This window comes from Halomonas sp. BC04, assembly GCF_000568385.1.
Genome location: NZ_AZQX01000197.1, coordinates 1 through 17301 on the forward strand (window position 1 = coordinate 1; position 17301 = coordinate 17301).

Genomic DNA, 17301 nt, shown 5'->3' on the forward strand with positions numbered 1-17301 from the left:
AGTTTCGTGCGCTCGATTCGATCGCTCCTACGAACAGGTACAGGGGCCGCAGGCGGCGCTACCCGCCTGGGAAGCCCTGGTCAGCCGCTTCCCGACGTCCGCCATGGGGCACTTCGCACTGGGCAATACACGCCATGGGCTCGGTGACCGGGACGGCGCCATCGAGGCTTTCCGCGACGCCGTACGTCATGATGATGAACTCGCCGTGGCCTGGCTCAACCTGGGGCTTTCGCTGCAGAATCGAGGTGACGGCGATGAAGCCCACCACGCCCTATCGAGAGCGGCGGAGATTCCCGGCCAGTGGCAGGTAAAGGCTCGAGAGGCATTGAAGGCGCACTAGGATGTGCTAGATCGTCATTCGCAACTGGAAGAGCCAGATCATGACCTACGAGATTGTCCTCAAACGTATCTACAGCCCGGCCGAGGCAGAAGACGGCGCCAGGGTACTGGTGGATCGCCTCTGGCCTCGCGGCAAGCGCCGCGAGGGCCTGGCCCTGACGGAGTGGTATCGTGATGCATCGCCCTCCACGCTACTCAGGCGCCAGTACCACCAGGGCGAGATCAGCGAGGCTGTCTTCGCTGCACGCTACCGGGGCGAATTGCGTGACGATCCAGCCTGCCTGACGCCCCTGATGCGCCATGCCCGGCGTGGGCGGCTAACCCTGCTCTCTGCGGCCCGCCACCTCGACGACTCCCACCTGCCTCTGCTGCGGGATGCGCTGCTGCAGGCTCTGCACGACGAAGATGCTGCCGATCTCGAACCAAGCTCACCGCCCTGTTTTGGGCATCAGCTCGATGAATCCGAATAATTCGCACTGGGCGGTAGGGAGACATACAACCCCCAGATCACACAGAGCCAGCCGGTATAGGCCGCCACGCCTGCCGAATAGGCCATGAACGCATAGCTCAGTCCGAAACCGGCAAAGCCAGCGGGAAGCAACAGGCCACAGGTTGCCAGCGCTCGCCTTGTCGGATCTCGGGCACTTATGCCGTGCCGAAACAGATAGACCGGCAGCAAGTAGATGGCCAGCAGCGCGGCCAGGCCTAAAGCACCACGTCGCACCCAGGCATCAAGAAGGTCACTGTGGGCATGCCAGTAATTGGAGGTGGCAGGATCCAGTCGACCTTTCGCCGAGAGCTGCGCCATACCCTCCAGATATCCGGCATTCCCCCATCCCCTCAGCGGATGCTCGCTGATCAGCAGAACCGCACCCCGCCATATCTCCAGACGGGCAGCAGTGGCCACTGTACGCTCCCCGGACAAGTAACGGGAGGCATGCTCTATGCCCAACGCCAGCCGAGCCTGAACCCCCATCTGTGGAATCGCCACGGCTGAGACCACTAGCAAAGCCCCAAGGGCAGCGAGCTGCATCCGACGACGCACAGTTATCCAGCCACCAAACGCCAGCAAACATATCGCTAGAAGCCCCGGCAGCACCACCCAGCCGCCCCGAGTTCCTGAAAGCAACGAAGCAAGGCTCCCCAGCAGCACTCCCATGGCCATCACGCAGCTCCAGAATGCACGCTCGGCTGGTGCCAGGCCCAGTTGAACCCGACCAGACAAAACAGGCCCATCATCAAGGCCAGATTGCCGAACAAGATCGCATGCAGCGGATCATGTCCTGCGGCCCTGTCCGCTCCCAGCACCAGTACCTGGGATATCGCCCAGGCACCGGCACCAGAAGCGCCCAGTGCCACGCCACCCCAGAACCAGACGGGATCCAGCCGGACACATCGCACGACCCATGCGACCGGACAGGCCAGCAGCACCGGCCATATCAGTCGCCAAGTTGCCAGAGTTTCCCCCTGCCACGCCGCCAAAGCCAGCCAGGTCACACCGAAAAGGGTCATGACCAGGGAAGGCAGAAGCACTGTCAGGGAGATAACGCCTGTCCCCGGTCGCATCATACAGACGAAAATTCCGGTGGCCAGCCCCAGCAGGAAAATCTCAAAACCATGAGGCACCAGCAGCGACAAGCCACCCAACGCTAGAACTCCCAAACGACCCCAGATATTCATGGGCTAGTGACTCACCGGCACGATAAGGCTGGCCAAGAGGCGTTCATCGATGCGCACCAGGCGATCGCACTTGGCCGAAATGACACCGTTACGTAGCGAATCCCAACCAACAGGAGCATCGCGGCCCTCGGCCCAGGCTATCAAGGCAGCGGGCACATCGGCCCCTGCTTCGGCACTGAACGGATACCCGCCACCGAAGCGCGGATTGAGTTCCAGTACAAAGCACGAGTCACCATGGAGGAACACATCACAGTCCAGATTTCCGACATGCCCTAGCGCCTCACCAATCCGCCTTCCCATCTCAATCAATTCCGGACGATTCTCTGTCACAGCCCTATCGGTTTCTCCGCCTCGCATGGCAAGCTTGCGTTTGGCAAAGGTGGTCCGGTAACGGCCATTCAAGTCATTGACCACATCCAGGCCATACTCTTGACCTGGCAAGAGCTCTTGGATTAGCAGACCTTCCGCCCCGCTGGTTCCGTTACTTAGTCCCATCCTGGGCAGACGCAATCTCCCATAATCCCAGGCCAGCCTGAGTTGCTTCCGGTCATCGACCAACTCGATGCCCAGTGATGCTGTGCCCCAGCGTGGCTTTACCACCAGAGGAAAGACCACGTCACCGCTATCCAGGCCTACCAGAGTCTCCTCAAGAGAGGCATAAGTTATGGGAGCACCGAGTCCCACTTCATTGAGAAACCTCGTCGTCATCAGCTTGTCAGCTGCCAGCTTTATTACGTCGGGACGTGAGACCACCACCTGCACTCCCTGAGCAGCAAACTGCTCCTTTGCAGCAGACAGGATCGGCAGTTCATGATCATTGAGAGATAGAATCAGTCCCACTTCACAGGATTTGCTGAGCTGGAGAAGATGAGCTACATAGTCGGACGCATCTACACGGGGCACTACAAATGCCTCGTCCGCTTCCTGCAGTGCGGCGGCATAGCCGGAGCAATCAGCGGCCAGCACACGCCCCCTTCCCCTCAGGGCATTCCGAAAATACGGCAGCAGGTAATTACGCCTTCCGGCGCTGGTAAGAAGGATGTTCATGCTGGGCTTCCTCGAGTTCCTCAGGTGCTTTGGTTGCAATAGGAAGCCAGAATATCGTCGGGCGATTCGGCCCGCTTCAGCAGGCGTCCCTGGAAATCCACCACCGCCGGACAAGGCACAATGAACGGCGGTGTGTAGTTCAATGAGTAGGCACCACGGTTCTCGAAGACAACAAAGTCGCCGATATCAAGGCACCCCATGAATGATTCACAAATGATGTCATGCTCCATACAGGTATTGCCTACCAGGCGATAATCCCGCGGTACGTCGCCTATAGCCGACAGGGATGACGACACCACTCTCAGGCTCGGTCGGGTAGCCGAACGGGTAGCGTTGAGACTATTGATGCCTGTATCGAGCAAGGCCTGCCAGCCCCCTCGACGCTGCCTGGTCTCGACGACCGGTGCGACCAAACACATGGTGTTCGCCACTATCGACGTACCAGGCTCCACGACCAGACGCATGGAGCCGTCGGGGAACAGTGGATGAGTGCACGGCCAATGGCATCGGCGTACTCAGCAAGGCTCGGCACCGTATAGGGAAACTGCTCTCTGAGTGACGAGGGCATGTCGCCCAGTAGCCCTCCGCCGATATTGATCGACTGGATGGGATGTCGATGCATCAGATCACCGGCAAGACGACAAAGGCGCTCCACTCGATCAACGGGGTCAGCCACACCTAACTGGCGGCGGGAGGCATGGCAGTGCAGCTCCACAACCTCGACACCCGGGATTGAATCTAGCGCCATGAGAGCCTTATCCAGCTCTCCGGTTTCCACCTCGAAGCCAAAACGGCTGGCCAGCCCAGGAAAGTCGAAACTGACCCGCAGGCCCACCTCGACACGCCCGAACTCCGGTGCAATCTTCTTCAGCAGCTGGATTTCCCGGAAGGAATCCAGGTTGACCTGACTACTGTCATCAAGCGCCATTCGCAGATCCTGCTCTCGCTTGACCGGCCCGTTGAAGATAATCCTGTCACCAGGTAATGAGGCCCTGGCGATCTGATACTCAAAGGCTGATACCACTTCCGCCCAACCATCCAACTCGGCCAGCAGCCGGCTGATGGGCGACATGTAATTTGCCTTCATGGCGTAAGCCAACTGGGTGTTCGGCCAATAACCACGCAGCCGATCCCGTAGGCAAAGATAGTTTTCTCGAAATTTCATCGCATCAAAGAGATAGAAGGAGCCACCCACCCGATGGGACACCGCAGCCAGAAAAGCGTGATCAGGCGACATGACGAAGCCCGAGCCGCCTACGATAATCATCCAGCCGCCCCTGAGGAGCTGTATACAATATACCCTCACGTTTGAGCACAATAAAGAAAGTGGCATACAGGATCTTCAGGTCCAGCCATAGGCTATGGCGATCGACATACTCAACATCCAATTTCAGTTTCTTCTCCCAACTTATGTCGTGGCGTCCACTAACCTGAGCCAACCCAGTTACGCCTGGCCGAACATCGTGCCGGCGGCGCTCATCTCCAATAAAATAGGGCAGGTAGTCCATCAGCAGTGGACGCGGGCCTACAAAGGACATGTCCCCCTTCAGGATATTGAAAAGTTGCGGTAGTTCATCAAGACTAGCGCGCCGAATCATCAATCCAACTCGAGTGACACGTTCTTCGTCAGGAAGGAGAACGCCATGCTTATCGACCGCTTCTCGCATCGTTCTAAACTTTATCACCTGAAAGGGAGCCTCACCCTTACCCGGCCTCCACTGGCGAAAAAAAACATCACCACCCATGGTCAATTTTACCAAAATGGCTACTACCAGCATCAGTGGTGAAAGCACTACAATGGCTATACTGGCCATGAAAACATCGAAAGCTCTTTTAATCATAGCGTGGAAACCTTAATATAATATTAGAAGCATCATCCCTGATCAGGATGATATAGCCTTTTATCCACCGCCTGATACCATTCATCTAATGTCACAGGAACTCTAGAGTTATAACCCAGAACCTGGCGAGTCAATGGGGAGAGAGTCTCTCCGTATACTTCACCCAGCATGCGTGCATAATCCATGGCTGGTTTGACGAAGGCTCGGCCATACCCAACAGTCAAGGCGACCCTCGGGCGAGAGCCTAATATCGTAACCCCCTTGTGCCACAGGGTAGAATTGAAGAGCACAACGGACCCAGCTCGGCCCAAGAAGCGCTCATGATAGCGTCCAAACTCCTCATCGCTGGGCCTGTCGGGCCGGTTGTGCGACCCCGTCAATACCATGGTGCCGTTTTCTGAAGTGAAGTCATCGCACATTACTAGCATATTTAGCTTTAATGGATACCCTGGGATCAGCGTTCGCACATCACGATGCAACTTGTGTACATAGGTCGTCACTCCGGGAAACCCACCAATCGGTGTGAGTGAGTTGCAAATATAAGGCTGGTCATCAAAATATCGTGAAATATAGGGGTGAAAAAGGTGCATATCGACATACCGATCAATACTGTCTCCCGACCCTAGGCAATGATGTGCCGTACCGTCGCCTGACCCATTAACGCCGTTTTTAATCTGATACTCCTTACATATATTTATCCACTTCAAGCAATCATCTCTAAGCTCCTCAACAAAATCGTCAGGCAAAGCCTCCTCGAAGATTACCCAGCCTTTTTCGTGCATATTCTGCTCAAATTTTTCGAGTGTAATTCCCCCCAACATGTCAAATTCCTCACTGTTGTCCTGGCTCTAGTCTATGACACCAATCCGATAGTCTGGGTCCTTGAAACTATTGTTAAATAAAGCAAGATCAAGCTTCATAAAAACCTGGCCATTACGGTTACTCTGCAAAGCTTGAAAGGCCAACCGACGGTAGAACCGAATAGCCCTGTCGTTGTGACGGTTGACCCACAGGGTCACGCTCATGAACCATGTGACCTGGCCGCCTCGACGACATGCTCAAGCATCTTTTCTGCCAGCCGCTGCTGCGCAATATGGGCGAGAGAATAATCAGAGTGATAAAGGCACTGTCCTGAGATTCGTCATAGGTATAAAAGGCGCAGAAACCCTGGCACTCACCGTCAACGTCCAAGACAATGAACTCTGCCAAACCTAGGATCTTGTCAATGTAAGGACCGAGATCTGAATGAATCAGCTGCCCAAACTGACACTCCTGCTCTGCATCAATGAGAGCACGAAGCTGCCCAGCGCGGGCAATTACCTCGTCACGACTCGCATGCCATAGTCGGGTATTCATCATCACTCCTCCCATCTCCCTGTCACGACATCCCACTCTCACTGTCGTCCTGGAGATTGGCTGATGTCGGCACCGTAATCGGCTTCTGCTGGCAACAACAGGGTTTACAGAACTTATCAAACTCCTCACGAAGTGTTGCATATAAGCCATTCCGTTGCCGTACGATTTTTCTCAGGCATTCCGAACGGAGAATATCAGTCTCAAAATTGCAACAGAGCCTCCAGCCAACAGATCAGTCACTGCTGCCACGCCCACTTGATGCAACTGGGCCGCCACCCTGAGGTATACCATCGCATTGCACGATCAGTCCCTCCGAGCGCATCTGCTCCACCAAACTGCTCATGTCAGCCCAAAGCCGTTCACTCGCTACGTGATAGCGGGTCAGTAATACCTGAATGGCGTGCTGCATAGAGCCATGTAGCATCAGCATTTGCCAAAGCTCTGAGCTGATAGTGTCCAAGCCATAGACACTGGCAGTATCACCAGCCCGTTGTGGAACCTTTGCCACAACCACGCCAGCGTCCTGGCGGCACCACAGCACGCGGCCACCGGCTCGAATGCCGGTGTCAGAATGAGGCGTATTCAGCGTCAAGGGGGGCAGATAATCTACGGCGGCATCATGCTCCAACCGGCGCAGTAGCAAGCGACGCTTCAAGCAGCGTGAAGGAGGCACCACATCCCAGCCTTCCATAAAGCGCCCTTCCGTTTCATCCCAGCGCCGCGTTTGCGGCGTGCACCAGGAAAAGGCCACACCTAATGGTTGTCCTAGCCAGTAGTCGTCTGCCACGAGCCGGGAGAGACGCTGATGCTTCCAAGCGGAATAGCCGGCATCGTCTGGAGTCGGCGAGGTATCCCTGAGACTGGCACCAGGCAAGCAGTTCACCACCCTGGGCTCTCTAGAGGCAATGCTCGAGCACAGCGCCTCCGGCGCATAGAGAGGACAGAACACCACGGAATGGGTGGCGATACGGTTCAGACTTTCACGAAAACGGGTGCCGGACAGGCAGCAATCGTCGATCGCAAACAGTGTCCTATCGTCTGCAGCGGCATCCAGAGTAGTGATTTGATCGGGACGCAGGTCCAGATGGTAGGCCAGCATTCCCAGCACGAACAATCCTCCCCGGGGAATGGCGGCAAAATGGGCGGCTTGCAGGAACTCGGCACCGAAAACTACCTGCATCCGAGCAGCAAGCTGGCCGCATACAGCCTCAGCCTTCGAATAGTCGATAATCTCGCGCTCCTGCATCAGCAGGTCGAGGTGCCCCCTCAGTTGCTGGAGAAGCAACTGCTGTTCATCACTGAAAGTGCCCGCTACAGCCAGCAGTGGCTCAGGCTCGCATCGCCCAATTAATACCGCGCCGGGCAACCGCGATCAGAGAGGGTTGGCACGAATGGCTGCCGCTAACTCTTCGATCGCCGCTACCACGTCTGGCTGATCAGTCGCCGAGAGTAGCTTGCCCGCAGGTACGTGGGCACCGTCGTAGAGCACTACCACCAGATTGGCTATCGCCACTGGCACGCTCCCAGGTCACGTAAAATGGCCTCATGCACATCTGCCAGATGTTGAAAACCATCCGGGTAGCGAAGGTGCTTGACAGGCACGGCCCGTGCCACGCGCGCAAGGTGCGTGAAGCGATCGCGTTGCATGGGGGTCGACTCGAGCATATGGCCCAGGAAAGGGTGCTTAGCCAATTCTACCACCGCCCGTGCAGGTGGCACGGTCTCGATGACCGGACTGTGGCCATTGCCCCTGTCGAGCAGGTAAATCGCGCCTACCGGGCGAGGCCCGAAGTCGAAAGCCCCCAGATCGTTCACCGGCACACTCAACTTGGAAAAGCCCGGATGAAAGCGAGGGTACGAACTATTGTTACCCCTCGCAAAGCGTTCCAACTGGTCAGAGGTCAACTTGACCTGGGGGAAGGCCGAGCGGCAGAACACTGTCCCGTCTCTCTCCTCCACCGCGGCGATATCATCGGCCATCAGGGGAAAGCCTGCGGTAGCCATGGAGGCCACCATGCTGCTCTTGCCAGCTCCCTTGTGTCCAGCCAGCAGAACGGCCTGATCGCCAACGAGCAGCGCACCCGCATGCAAGGCGAGGATACCCTGAAGCTCCAGGTAACAAGCCATGACATGCCCCAGCAGCAGCACATCTACCATGTAAGCCAACGCCGGATCGACCAGCCGACACTCGATCTCTCCCTGCCAGAGGTAAAAATCGGCAATCTGGGGGAAGCGCATCAACCACCTAGAATCGTTGATCTCATAAAGCTGAACAGAGGGCTCTCCGAACGCATTGAGGCTGGGGGTGAGGTACAGTGTCTTGCCGGAAAATGGCTGGGGCTCTGCTTGGCGGCATGTAAAGACAAGCTCTGCTTTCGCTTCCGCCGATGATGTCGCCATCGGCGTGGCCAGCTCGACATTGGCAAGAGTCTCGTACCCGAACAAACGAAAGCGCGGCATCCACACCTCCACAACCCCACTAAAAAATTCAGGGCATGGCAAGATACCACGCCCAAGAGAGAGAACCAGGCAAGACTGCTGAACTATCGATTGCGGCGACCGGGTTTATCAAACCCGAGCGCCACACTACCATCCTCGCGCCCAACCAGCTGATTGCCCGGATTGTAGGCAAGGTCGCCTGAACCACCCGATCCACCGGCATGGGTCATGTTCGACACCTCACCCCACACGTGCAATTGCGCGGGTTGATAGGGACGTTTTTCCAAACCTTAGCTAGCCAAGGTGGCTGGATCTTTATTTTTTGTCATATCGCCATATTTTTCGATTGAGCGATGGCGCGCAATGAATGAATGCTTGTTCATTGCATGCTCCTATCAGTAATGTAGGGTTCCGAACATCAGGCAACTATCGGAAGCCAAATCATGCGTGGCAAAGCCCGGGGGCTGCCAGCCAAGGCAGGACTCTCGGTTGTCAAGACGCCCATCTACCACGAAAACCCAACGCCCCTTCTCGCAGACTTCAGGCCGGCACTCCCCTGTACCATCCGAAGAGACATCGTGGGATAGACAAGCTAGTCCCAAGCCATCCTTGGCGTGGTAGTAGACACCATCGACAGCTCTATGTGGACACCTCATCACCATGTGTTCCAGCTTGGCGTGCAACACGGACTGTCCATCGAGGTAAATGATGCCGCACAAACCACTCATCAAGCTTCGACCGCACGGTAGTGGTAAGCCTGCTGGCTGAATAATTCGCAGTACATGCCACCCTCGTGCATGAGCTCGTCATGCGTGCCGGATTCACAAATCTCGCCATCGTCCAGCACATAGATATAGTCCGCCATCCTCACCGTTGAAAGACGGTGGCTGATCACCAGAGCGGCGCGTTGATCTATCCGTTCGCGAAAATTGGCAAACAAATCGAATTCCGCACCCGGGTCGAGAGCGCTGGTAGGCTCATCCAGAATCACGATTTCAGACTGATGCATGAAAGCCCTAGCCAGCGCCACCTTCTGCCACTGGCCGATACTGAGCTCACGACCCTCATCAAACATCCGCGTAAGCGGGGTATCATAGCCCTTATCCAGCGACCGAATAAACTGATCCGCCCCGGATTTGATACTTGCCTCTTCCACCAGCGGCGTATCCAGTGGCTGATGTATATCACCGTAACGAATATTATTGCGTGCCGTATCAGCATACTTACCGTAGTCCTGGAAGATCACGCTGAACTTGCGCCGATAGTCGTCCAACGAGTACTCCCGCACGTCAACCCCATCCAGGGTGATACGCCCAGAAGTCGGATCATAAAGGCGACAGAGCAGCTTGATCAGTGACGTCTTCCCGGATCCGTTAGCCCCGACCAGCGCCACGATCTGTCCCGGTCGGATGGTAAGGTCGATACTCCGCAAGACCTCACGGGTGGTACCTGGATAGAGAAACCCAACGTTTTCGAAACACACTCCATCGTTCATGCGAGTAGGTAGTGGTTGTGGGAGGATAGGCTCTGAAATGACTGGGCGCACATCGAGAAACTCGAACAGCAGCCCAATGTAGAGGTGATCCTCGTAGAGACGAGAAAGCTGACCCACCAACTCCTGCCCCATGGACTGGGCGCGCTGAAACACCAGCAGGAAAAGCACCAAGTCACCTACGCCATTTCGGCCTACGGAGGTTTCCCATGCCAGATACCCTAATGCTGAAAAAAAGGCCCCGGTGGCCACTATGGCCACGCCCAGTTCAACGATAGTTCGCTGTCGGCTAATAACCAGCCGCTCACAACGTATCAAGGCTTTAAGCTCAGCGTATCGATCACGTAAAAAATCACCTAACTGATTGAGACGCAGCTCCTTTGCGTTGATATCTGAGGTTAACAACCAGTCCAGATAGCCGGCCCTTCGCTCCATCTGTGTACGTCTGATCTCCCAGTCGTATAGTTTTCGGGTGAAGCGAAGCCTCACCAGCAGCGCCGGTACGATGGCCACAATCAATAGAGGAAGAAGCATCCAGTTGATGGTAGCCAGCACAGCCACGATGGCGGCCAGCATCAGCATATTTTTGACCAGCAGCATCAGATTATTGACAACTTGAACAGGTCTCTGACTTCCGGACTGGCGGGCACGTTGCAGCGTGTCAAAGTAGCGTGGGCTTTCGTAGAACGCGAGGTCCGCCCGCACGGCGCGATCATGAATCTCGCTATCTATGCGCTCAGCCACCAGCAAGCCCTGAGTCTCTCTGGCCAGTCCGGAGAATCCTCGAGCAGCCAAGAATCCTAGTGAGCACAGCCCGGTAACCGCCACCGCCCACAGCACGAGCTGAATGTCACCTGTCGATGCGTCACTGCTGAGCATCGTCGTCACTAGATCAACGAGGTACTTCAAAAGAAGCAGCACGAACAGCCCAAAGATGATCTCAAGCACCATCAGGCCGGTAGATAATAGTGCCCACTTACGACTGCTGGCCCAAAGAATGGGAAAGATTCGCCGCAGGGTGGTGAGCGGAACAATAAACTGACCAATGTATGGCATGACGCTCCAGTGGCTAGTCACTGTTATGATTTATCAAGCGGCGCCGACACGCGAGCAAAGGTCGCAAGAAGCAATAGAGCCACTGCCAGCCGCTGGGCAAAGGCCTTACACGGTACTCGGCATAGCTTGGACGAAACCTCCGTAGCCAGCCCAGCAGTTTCCACCTCAGCCTGTGGCGGAGGTCAGTCTGCCAGTGAAAGGCATAATCAGGCGTCGCCTTCAGGCTTGAGAGATGATGCTCAAACAACAGATCACCCTGCATGGCTTCGAGTGAGAGCTTCAAGAGCCCATTAAGCCGCTCATCATGATTGTCATGTGGCACGAACTCGGGTGAGCCCAACAACTCCGCCATTTTCACGCAAACCTCGACCGTGGAACTCAACCCGTGGCGCTCTGCACAAGAATAGGCCCTCTGGCGATCGAAGCTTGGGTGGCGTTGAATTGCGTCGAGATCGACCAACCAGTGCAGATGCGACCAGAAGTGCTTAGTATGGTGCCAGCAAATGTAAACAAAAAGCTCATCGGTTGGCAGCACCGACACCTCGGCACTACCCACGCGAGTCGGCTCAGCTCTATCAATTAACGCACGCGTATCATACACCGTGCCGATATTGTCAATCTGAGAATGAAATTCGATAACGATGTCCCTCGGGGACAGCAGCGTTATCACTTTCTGGTAGCGCGCCACGAAGGCTAAGCTGACGGAATCATTGCCCAGATCATGGGGCACGAGCGGCTTGTATCCCGCCGCCAGGGCGCGAGCCAAGAGTTCAGCCATCCGCTCTCTGGGCACCAAAATGTCGATATCACGAGAAAAGCGCATGGCGGGCTCGTCATAGTAGCAGACGGCCAGCGACGGCCCTTTGAAGGTGACGTAGGGAATTTCCAGCGGTAGCAGCAGTTGTTCGTGGATCTCTGCCAGATTAGCTATTACATTCAGGTCATGCCGATACAAAGCCATGACTTGATACTTCATCAGGGCCAACTGCTCTGCAGGTAACGAGAAAGGCTCTAGATGACGCAGGTGCCGATACACGACGGGAAGAATAAAACGATCCATTGCCATGTGGCGAACCGCCTCCCAATCGTTTACCTCCTTGCAGAGGTTACACGCCGCGCTTGTCTGAACTTCGTCAAGCACCAAACGAGACAATAACAGCAATAAGCGAAATTCTGCACTAAGCACTGGTGATCGAGAGGATAAAGCCATGATGTCACACCCTATGATGGATACTGCAAAGCCAGTGACGCCACAAGCGCCTCTCCATAAGAGAACGACTTTCACTAGCCGCCAAATTCACATCAAAATTTATTACAACGATTATTTTCGTAAAGCGCTTAGCAATTTTTACTCTCAATGCTATCAATATTAATGTGAGGAGATAGGTAACAACCCACCATTGCATAGCTAGAAAACCCATACCCACCAGTAACGCAAACAGGTCCGGCAACAAGCCAAACGTGAGCCTGGCAATCTCCGGTAGATGCGCAACGGCGCAACCCAAAGGAGAGGAGATAGGGGACGCGATAAAGACGCAGTATAAGCAATGCCGTTAACGCCTGTGGAAAGCAATTGGATTTCCAAGGTGTATAATTCGAAACAACACGGACCACATGTCCTACCTGTATTGCGCGACTCTTCTGCTTGGAGTCCAGCAAGGGAACCAGCACTGACTCACCCAGCTTACGCCCTAAAAATTTCTCCATACGAAAAAATTTAATTCTGAGTATAAACACTTTGCTGACACCCAGCAAACACCATACAGGGAGGAACCATATTTTGAAAAAGGCAGACTTTGCAAAAAGCGAGCAAATTTTTTTGCCTAAGCAAGAAGACAATCTCGTGAACAAGGTACCGCACATGGCTAGTAATTTATCTCTTCAAATAGTCCTGCATCCAGCATTTTTTTAGCAAAATCCAACGTATCTGCCTCACAGGAGGCGGGGTCAATATCATAATGTTCGCATAGCAACTCCACCAGAGTATCGATGCGGACCGGTTCTTCCATCAACCGCCATATGTGTGCTGCCACACTACTTAATCCAAAGTATTGCCCACAATCTGAACTCATCATGACAATTTCCTCATCCACGCCCGCCGCAATGATAACGGGATTTCGCCGCACAATCGAACCGGAATTAATCATCATGATGCTTCTCCAAGTTATATTCTTTCACATATAGATCATTAACTTAAATTAATAGCGGCCTCAAGTTAGAAGCGCACACTACCCAGACTCAGCTATGAATATTCGTAGTATTGTTGTAGCGGTAACCATCCGGATTGCGCTGCTGCCAGCGCCAGGTATCCAACATCATGTCGTGAAGGCTACGCGTGGCCCTCCAACCCAGTTCGCATTCGGCGAGGCTGGCATCGGCCCAGCACTCGGCCACGTCGCCGGGGCGGCGCGGCTCAATGCGATAGGGCACCACTTGGCCAGATACCTGCTCAAAGGCTTTTACGACCTCGAACACCGAATGCCCATGGCCGGTGCCTAGGTTCCAGGTGCGCACGCCGCTGCCATCTGCCAAGCCAGCTAGCGCACACAGGTGCCCTTCGGCCAGGTCCATCACATGGATATAGTCGCGCACGCCGGTGCCGTCTGGCGTGTGGTAGTCACTGCCGTATACCGCCAAGCACTTACGGCGACCCACTGCTACCTGGGCCACAAACGGCAGCAAGTTATTGGGAACTCCCAAGGGATCTTCACCAATCTGACCGCTGTGATGAGCACCGACCGGGTTGAAGTAGCGAAGCAATGCAACGGACCAGCGGTTATCAGAAGCGGCCAAGTCACGAAGTAACTCTTCCACCATCAGCTTCGACCGGCCATAAGGGTTAGTGGGTGTTCCAGTGGTCAGACCTTCGTGCAACGGCATGGGGTGGCCATCGCCATACACGGTTGCCGAGGAGCTAAACACTAAACGAGTAACTCCCGCTGCCTGCATGGCCTGGCAGAGAGTCACAGTGCCAGCCACATTGTTCTCGTAGTAAGCAAGCGGCTGCTGTACACTTTCGCCTACCGCCTTGAGGCCAGCAAAGTGAATCACCGCGCTAATCGAATACTCACTGAACAGCCGATCCAGCAGCGTGCGGTCCCGAACATCCCCTTCGATAAAAGCAAGCTCACGGCCAACCAAGCATTCTACTCGGCGCAGTGGTTCTCGGGAGGCGTTGCAGAGGTTGTCCAACACCACAACTTCATACCCATCTTCGAGCAGCGAGAGAATCGTATGCGAGCCAATGTAGCCAGCCCCACCGGTTACCATAACTTCCATTGAGTCCTCTGCGGCTTGGCTGCCAAGTCCATCACACTTTTCAGTACCTGGCAGGTCTTGTCGATCTCAGCATCGGTAAGCGTAGGATGGCAAAGAAACATCAAGCTTGTTTCCCCCAACTCGCGTGCAACTGGTAGCGGCTTCGCTGGGCGCCAACCGGTGCCATCAAAAGCTTTCTCCAGGTAAACCTCAGAACACGAACCAAAAAAGCATGGGACGCCTCTGGTGACGATCTCTTGCATGATGCGCTCGCGGTCCCAACCATCGTCCAACTGTTCCGGCTCCACGAAGACATAGCACTTGTAAGCCGCATGATCGATATGCTCAGGCACACTAGGCACCCTGAGCCCAGCGCATTCACTCGCTGCGAGCCAGATACGTTGAGCATTAGATAGGCGAGTTGCCTTCCATTCAGGCATTCGAGCAAGCTGAATACGCCCGATGACCGATTGAATTTCAGTCAGTCGCCAATTTGTGCCAAAATTTTCGTGGAACAAGCGAAACCCGGGTGGCGACTCGTGTTCGTATATCGCTTCCCAACTCTTGCCATGGTCCTTGTAGCTCCACATCTTTTTCCATAGAGCTTTATCATTGGTAGTGACCATGCCACCTTCTCCGCCAGTGGTCATAATCTTGTCCTGGCAAAACGACCAGCAGCCAACATGGCCAATGCTTCCCACCCTACGGCCGCGGTAAGTGGCACCGTGTGCCTGTGCACAGTCCTCGATTACGTAGAGACCATGCTTTGCAGCGAGCGCCATCAACTCATCCATTTCGCAAGGCCAACCGGCTAAGTGAACAGCGATGATCGCTCGGGTGTCAGGAGAGATCTTCTTGGCTACCGTCTCAGCAGTGATGTTCTGGGAATGGCGATCCACATCCGCAAATATCGGCACCCCGCCAGCAGTGACGATGCAAGAAGCCGAGGCCAGGAATGTGCGTGGAGTGACGATCACCTCGTCACGTCCGCTGCTGCCCTCCCTACCGATACCGAGCCCCTTCAAGGCAAGGTCTAGTGCCGTCGTGCCATTGGATACGGCAATGGCATAGTCTGTACCGGCGAAATGGGCAAACTCTCGCTCAAATTCACGCCCCTCAGTACCTGTCCAGTAATTTACTTTGTTGGAAAGCAAAACACGCTGCACTGCTTGGGCCTCTTCTTTAGAATAGGAAGGCCAAGGGGAAAAGGGTCCTTTCAGCATTTTTCCACCACGATAAAATTGAACTAGAAATCGTTGAATTCATCTAGATTCAAGTGGGTAAAGAAAAGGTTTTTGCCGTCCTTCACATTACTTACAATGACCGACATGCTCTAATAAGCATAATTTAATACATTACAAACTTTGCCCTACATTTACATTACCAATCAACGATAGAAAGAAGTAAATTCACCATCTAGAAAAACCTTCTCGTAAAATGCAACCAACTCCTGCTCCAATACAGAAGACGAAAACTCACCACGAGCACGCAGCATCGCTGCGTTAGCCAGCTGTTTTCTTAAGCGAGGATTTGAAACAAGAACGATCATCTTCGCAATCAAATCCTCCTCGCATTTTACAGAATGGAGAAGCCCTGTTCTATTATCAACTAATGCATCAGAAATGCCATAGATGTTTGACGCGATACTAGCCACTCCACAAGCTGCAGCCTCTATCAAAACGGAACCAAACCCTTCTCTATGGCTGGGCAAACAAAACACATCCGCCGCATTAAAATAGGCCTCTGGTTCACTAGTGCAGCCAACACGTATGAGCTTACCCATAAATGAGTCCTCAATAGAGCCATCATCAAACATGCCTGACTCATCCTCCCCCACAATCAGCAGCTTCGCCTCAGTGTAGACTTTGGAAACTCTTCGGAAGGCAGAAATCAGCTCAGGAACCCCTTTGTCAGGGTTAATTCGCCCAAGAAACAAGAAAACCAAGTCATTATCAGAGACTCCATATTTATCTCGTATAATTTTCCTCATTCCAGAATCAGGTTTGAAACGGTCAACGTTTACCCCCGATATAGAACCATTAGCCAGCACTGATGACTTCTTTCGCTGAATGACTTTCTCAGTGAGGAGGAAATCTCGTTGAGAGTGGCTGTCTACCAACGAATGCGTGGAAATACTATAAACCAGCTTATCAAGTGAGCGGAGAAGATTCCGTGGTAAGCCAGCTCGTGTTACCCACACCTGTCCAGTGAAAGTATGGTTTCGGACTGGCACCCGAGTCACCCAAGCGGCTATCATTGTCAATAATCCTGCCTTCGGTGTTACAGAATGAACAGCATCGTAGCGATTCTTTGAAAAAATTCTGATGAGTGCGAGAAGGGCCATAAAATCAAGCCAAACATTGATACTTCTATGGATTGGAGCATGAATTATTTTATTGGCCGAAACAGATAATGGATAGTGTTGATGCAGATTTGCGATCAAATCCACCTGATAGCGCTCTCCCAAGGCAGCAATGTGACCACGCAAAAAAATCTCTGCGGTAGCTGGTGCGGCTACGACAAATGCAATACGCTTCATTTTTTCCTCTTCAATTAAAATCTCGGGAAAAATAAGAAAGGTACTATACAGGAAGGTCAATATCTTTTATGTACTTTATTTCTTCCAGAAAAAAGTCTTTTTCGTCTTGGGACAACGGTGCCTTATTTCTTCGTCTCCTTAGAACATCCAGCGAACCGGTAATCGAAAGTCCTCGTGCAACCATCAACTTTGCCAGGGTGAAGGAAAAGGCATATACCTTATCAGAAAGCGAAAATCCGAAACCAGTATCTTTC

The 17301-nt window shown here is 54.0% G+C and carries 20 protein-coding genes; 2 read left to right on the plus strand and 18 right to left on the minus strand.

Translation table 11 applies throughout. From position 1 onward, the window contains the following. Together Q427_RS13905 and Q427_RS13910 are read left to right on the plus strand one after the other, a co-directional pair. The coding region (locus tag Q427_RS13905) for a tetratricopeptide repeat protein (RefSeq protein WP_043514870.1) at positions 1-340 on the plus strand (340 nt) is incomplete at its 5' end. Positions 341-380: 40 nt separating this feature from the next. Beyond that, positions 381-809 (plus strand): DUF488 domain-containing protein, encoded by a 429-nt coding sequence (locus Q427_RS13910; RefSeq protein WP_043514873.1) that lies wholly within the window; start codon positions 381-383, stop codon positions 807-809. Here the strand turns inward: Q427_RS13910 and Q427_RS30185 are convergent. The 18 genes from Q427_RS30185 to Q427_RS34080 all read right to left on the minus strand — a co-directional run. Beyond that, positions 788-1504 carry an O-antigen ligase family protein gene (locus Q427_RS30185; protein ID WP_081786000.1) on the minus strand — a complete coding sequence of 239 codons (717 nt, stop codon included), beginning with the start codon at positions 1502-1504 and terminating at the stop codon, positions 788-790. The genes Q427_RS13910 and Q427_RS30185 overlap by 22 nt on opposite strands. Then, a complete protein-coding gene (locus Q427_RS13920; RefSeq protein WP_155833572.1) occupies positions 1504-1977 on the minus strand; it encodes a hypothetical protein in 474 nt (157 codons plus the stop codon). The genes Q427_RS30185 and Q427_RS13920 overlap by 1 nt, the downstream gene beginning before the upstream one ends. 45 nt (positions 1978-2022) lie before the next feature. Next, positions 2023-3066, minus strand: coding sequence for an ATP-grasp domain-containing protein (locus Q427_RS13925; protein WP_051496378.1), 1044 nt, complete (start codon positions 3064-3066; stop codon positions 2023-2025). A 20-nt stretch (positions 3067-3086) separates the two neighbouring features. Continuing rightward, positions 3087-3530, minus strand: a complete 444-nt coding sequence (locus Q427_RS13930) for a hypothetical protein (RefSeq protein ID WP_081786001.1) — start codon at positions 3528-3530, stop codon at positions 3087-3089. Next, positions 3497-4261 carry a hypothetical protein gene (locus Q427_RS13935; protein WP_197030644.1) on the minus strand — a complete coding sequence of 255 codons (765 nt, stop codon included), beginning with the start codon at positions 4259-4261 and terminating at the stop codon, positions 3497-3499. Before Q427_RS13935 ends, Q427_RS13930 begins: the two co-directional genes overlap by 34 nt. Positions 4262-4292: 31 nt before the next feature. Further along, positions 4293-4907: a sugar transferase gene (locus Q427_RS13940; protein ID WP_051496379.1), complete on the minus strand. Its 615-nt coding sequence runs from the start codon at positions 4905-4907 to the stop codon at positions 4293-4295. A 32-nt stretch (positions 4908-4939) separates the two neighbouring features. After that, the gene (locus Q427_RS13945) at positions 4940-5728 is read right to left on the minus strand and encodes a phytanoyl-CoA dioxygenase family protein (RefSeq protein WP_043514886.1); all 789 of its coding nucleotides are present in this window, start codon (positions 5726-5728) and stop codon (positions 4940-4942) included. A gap of 767 nt (positions 5729-6495) precedes the next feature. Then, positions 6496-7629: a PqqD family protein gene (locus tag Q427_RS13955; protein WP_155833573.1), complete on the minus strand. Its 1134-nt coding sequence runs from the start codon at positions 7627-7629 to the stop codon at positions 6496-6498. Positions 7630-7635: 6 nt separating this feature from the next. Further along, positions 7636-7776 (minus strand): hypothetical protein, encoded by a 141-nt coding sequence (locus Q427_RS31345; protein WP_155833574.1) that lies wholly within the window; start codon positions 7774-7776, stop codon positions 7636-7638. Continuing rightward, positions 7767-8723, minus strand: a complete 957-nt coding sequence (locus tag Q427_RS13965) for a hypothetical protein (protein WP_043514898.1) — start codon at positions 8721-8723, stop codon at positions 7767-7769. Before Q427_RS13965 ends, Q427_RS31345 begins: the two co-directional genes overlap by 10 nt. A gap of 706 nt (positions 8724-9429) precedes the next feature. Then, a complete protein-coding gene (locus tag Q427_RS13970; RefSeq protein WP_043514902.1) occupies positions 9430-11250 on the minus strand; it encodes an ABC transporter ATP-binding protein in 1821 nt (606 codons plus the stop codon). 13 nt (positions 11251-11263) lie between these two features. After that, positions 11264-12460 carry a nucleotidyltransferase family protein gene (locus Q427_RS13975; RefSeq protein WP_081786003.1) on the minus strand — a complete coding sequence of 399 codons (1197 nt, stop codon included), beginning with the start codon at positions 12458-12460 and terminating at the stop codon, positions 11264-11266. A gap of 128 nt (positions 12461-12588) precedes the next feature. Further along, entirely contained in the window at positions 12589-13113 is a 525-nt protein-coding gene (locus tag Q427_RS36920; protein WP_081786004.1) for a lasso peptide biosynthesis B2 protein, read from the minus strand. Positions 13114-13115: 2 nt separating this feature from the next. Continuing rightward, positions 13116-13400 carry a PqqD family protein gene (locus Q427_RS13980; RefSeq protein ID WP_051496380.1) on the minus strand — a complete coding sequence of 95 codons (285 nt, stop codon included), beginning with the start codon at positions 13398-13400 and terminating at the stop codon, positions 13116-13118. Between the two features lie 88 nt (positions 13401-13488). After that, complete coding sequence (galE, locus tag Q427_RS13985) at positions 13489-14529, minus strand: UDP-glucose 4-epimerase GalE (RefSeq protein ID WP_197030646.1); 1041 nt, start codon at positions 14527-14529, stop codon at positions 13489-13491. Then, positions 14514-15731, minus strand: a complete 1218-nt coding sequence (locus Q427_RS13990) for a DegT/DnrJ/EryC1/StrS family aminotransferase (protein WP_043514912.1) — start codon at positions 15729-15731, stop codon at positions 14514-14516. The genes galE and Q427_RS13990 overlap by 16 nt, the downstream gene beginning before the upstream one ends. Positions 15732-15895: 164 nt before the next feature. Continuing rightward, the gene (locus tag Q427_RS30195; protein WP_043514927.1) at positions 15896-17047 is read right to left on the minus strand and encodes a glycosyltransferase family 4 protein; all 1152 of its coding nucleotides are present in this window, start codon (positions 17045-17047) and stop codon (positions 15896-15898) included. A 43-nt stretch (positions 17048-17090) separates the two neighbouring features. Next, positions 17091-17301: hypothetical protein (locus Q427_RS34080; RefSeq protein WP_231613694.1), on the minus strand; the 211-nt coding region annotated here is incomplete at its 5' end.